At 43.8% G+C, this 3596-nt stretch carries 2 protein-coding genes; both read right to left on the minus strand.

Annotated elements, in window-relative coordinates:
* Positions 1-221: 221 nt before the first annotated feature.
* Positions 222-1223 carry a Gfo/Idh/MocA family protein gene (locus tag AB7E53_RS14050; RefSeq protein ID WP_446776377.1) on the minus strand — a complete coding sequence of 334 codons (1002 nt, stop codon included), beginning with the start codon at positions 1221-1223 and terminating at the stop codon, positions 222-224.
* Positions 1224-1229: 6 nt separating this feature from the next.
* A partial coding sequence (gene feoB, locus AB7E53_RS14055; RefSeq protein WP_446776379.1) for a ferrous iron transport protein B occupies positions 1230-3596 on the minus strand: 2367 nt, incomplete at its 5' end.

Here is a 3596-nt window from a genome sequence, read left to right on the forward strand (position 1 = left end):
TTTGTCTTTATCTGATTCTTCAGTGCGCATCCGCTACATCCTGAACAGGGATTTTCAGGATCCCGGGGCGTAGTTATTGTTTTATATAATTTCCATCCTACATATGCCACAGTAAGGATTCCTATGATTAATATGCCGATTTCTTGCCACATATCGTTTAATTTTTTAATATAACATCTTATAAATTCTCAATGTTGTCTGTTTTAACAATCTTGCTCTTTTTACAATGTCGCTTTGTTATAATAGGGAGATAGAATTTCTTCTATCAGCCGTGTTACCTCTGCGGCATCGTGTAAAGCTTCGGCAGTATACTGCCCTTTAAGAAGCTCTTCACTTACTTTTTCAATCATCGGAGCTTCCACAATGGCTGGTTTTCCAATGTCGTAGACTTGCTCTTCTGTTTCTGTTTTCACCACGATGGGGGTCATGTCAAAAATGGAAAACTTCAGCGTACCTTTTGTGCCGATAATTTCAATGCAATCTTCCGATGCCGGCGAAGGGGCGGCAAAGTACCAGATGGCTTGGGCCGTTACACCCGATTCAAATTGAAATATGGCATTTACGTAATCTTCCGGATCATACAATCCTCCTTTATTAAGAACTATGGATCGGTGACTGCTTATCGGACCGAATAGAAACAGCAGCATGTCCAGCTGGTGCGATCCCATATCGGCAAAGTAGCCTCCTCCGGCTTTGTTTACATCTAATCTCCAGGGCTTTTCCTTGTTGTAATCATCAGGAAGAGGGGTTCTGATCAGACTGAGCGATACATGCTTTACCTGTCCGATTGCCTGGTTTTGCAATAAATCTTTCACCTTGAGGAAGTAGGGTTGTTCCCTTCTGTAATAGGCTACATATAACGGTGTATTGTATAGGGCAGAAGCTTCTATCATTTTTATACACTGGCCGTAATTTAGCGCCATCGGTTTTTCAACGTATACGGGCTTACCCTTCTTGAGGGCTTCGATGGTGAGTTGAGCATGACTGTCGGGCGGGGTTGCAATGTAAACAGCTTCCACTTCCGGATCATTAATCAGACTGGATGCATTATCGTACCATTTCTGAACATGGTGTCTCTTTGCATAATCGGCTGCCTTGAGTCCGTTCCGTCTCATCACGGCGGTAAGTGCTGTGTTAGGTAATGTGTAAAAAGCCGGACCGCTTTTCTTTTCGGTAACATCGCCACATCCGATAATTCCCCAGTGTATACGTTTATTTTCCATCTTTATTTAATTAATCAGGTTCAATAGGATTGAGCCAAGTTGATATACTGTAAAGGATACTACCCAAGCTAACGTACATGTATAGGCAATTACAAATGCGCCCCATTTCCATGATTTGGATTCGTTTACAATGGCAATTACCGTTGCAACGCAGGGGAAGTAAATGAGAACAAACAACATCATGCTGAGTGCTACAAGAGGGGTGAAGACTGGATTTCCCTCTTTGTCTTTATCCGCCTGAAGTCTCTCGGGAAGAGTCTGACTGTCTTCCGAATCGCCTGTATATAAAACGCTTAATGTGCTTACCACCACCTCTTTGGCTGCCATACCGGAAAGCAGACTCACGCTTATTTTCCAGTCGAAGCCCAAAGGGGCAAGAGCGGGTTGTATGGCTTGTCCGATACGTCCGATATAGGAGTTTTGCTGGTGTTCCATATTTTTGAGACGATTCAGCTCGGTAATGGTCTCCGTCTTTTCTTTTTCAGAAAGCGTATTGCTGCTGTTTACATGCTCAATCTGGGATTCATAGACCTTTCCTTGTTCTGTTTCGCGTGGGAAATATCCCAGAAACCAGATTAAAATCGAGGCGATCAGAATAATTCCTCCCATCTTGTGGAGGTATTGTTTGGCCTTTTCCCACATGTGTATCAAAATTGACTTACTGGTGGGCATCCGATAGGGGGGGAGTTCCATTACAAAAGGAACATCTTCCTTGCTGAACAGGAATCGCTTGAATAACTTAGCCACAATAACCGCCAAAAGGATACCCGACGAATACATCAGAAGCAATACAGTGCTGGCATTTTCTGCAAAGAATGCTCCGGTAAGTAGTACATAAACTGGTAGGCGGGCACTGCAGCTCATCAGCGGGTTAATCAACATGGTTATCATCCGGCTGTTTCTGCTCTCGATGGTGCGGGTTGCCATAATTGCGGGCACATTGCACCCGAATCCCATAACAAGGGGGATAAAAGACTTTCCGTGGAGGCCCATCTTGTGCATAATCTTATCCATGATAAAGGCGGCTCGTGCCATATAGCCCGAATCTTCCATGAAGGATATAAACAGATACAGGATGAGGATGTTGGGCAGGAATACAATCACGCCACCTACACCTCCGATTATTCCATCTACCAGAAGGTCTTTCAATGGACCTTCGGGCATGAAATTGCGAACAAAGTTTCCGATTTGCTCCACTCCCCATTCAATCCATTGCATAGGGTATTCGCCAAGCTTGAATGTGGCTTCAAACATGAACCACATGAAAAAGATAAATATGGGGAACCCTAGTACTTTATGGGTTACAAAAAGGTCGATAATTTGTGTACTGCTTACCTCTTTTATTTTGTTCGCTACGAATGTTTCGCGTAGTGCACCTGAAATAAAACCGTATCGGGCATTGGTAAGAGCCGTCTCCGTATCTTCCTTTAACATCTCTTCCAGCTGCTGGGAGTATTGGTTGCAGGTTTCCAGAATGGGTTTCGTTTCGGGTAATGATTGTACGTATTGTTTTACCTCCTTGTCGTTTTCAAGTAATTTGATGGCAAGGTAACGTTTGGAATAGGTTTTGTCGACCGTACCATTCCGCTTTAACATTTTACGCAGGGCATTTATATACTTTTCGAGGGTGTCACCGTAATTTACATGTACATGCCTTAAAATCGGATCCGTTTCTTCGTAAACAGAAATAACCCGGTTAAACAGAGCTTCGATACCAAAACCCGTTTTACTGATGGTTGGAATAATAGGCACGCCAATCATACCCGCCAGCGATTCGTGATCAAACTTATTGCCGCTTTTCTCAAGGTCGTCGTACATATTCAGTGCAATCACCATCCGTACATCCATGTCGATCAACTGGGTGGTGAGGTAAAGGTTTCGTTCCAGATTGGAAGCATCAACCACATTGATCACTACATCGGGTTGTTCCTGAACAAGATGTCTGCGTACATAGAGTTCTTCGGGCGTATAGGCCGATAAAGAGTAGGTTCCAGGAAGGTCTACAATCCGGAAGGTATATCCGTTTTGAGTGAAAACCCCTTCTTTGGCATCTACAGTCACACCGCTGTAATTCCCTACGTGTTCATGTGCACCCGAGGCAAAATTAAAGAGTGATGTTTTTCCGCAGTTCGGATTTCCAATCAGGGCGACATTGATTATTTTGCCTTTGTTCAACGCAAGAGCTTCAAGTTCGTTATCCTGATAAAAGCCGGAGTCGGCATCCGGACTTTCCGTATATTGCTGTACTGTATTTGTTAAATGTGCGAATTCTGTTTCACTAACCACTTCAATCAGGGCGGCATCGCTTCGTCTGAGTGATACGTCGTATCCCATCACCTTATAGTGAATTGGATCTTTAAGTGGGGCATTTTG

Source organism: Macellibacteroides sp., assembly GCF_050251695.1.
GTDB classification, from domain to species: domain Bacteria; phylum Bacteroidota; class Bacteroidia; order Bacteroidales; family Tannerellaceae; genus Macellibacteroides; species Macellibacteroides fermentans.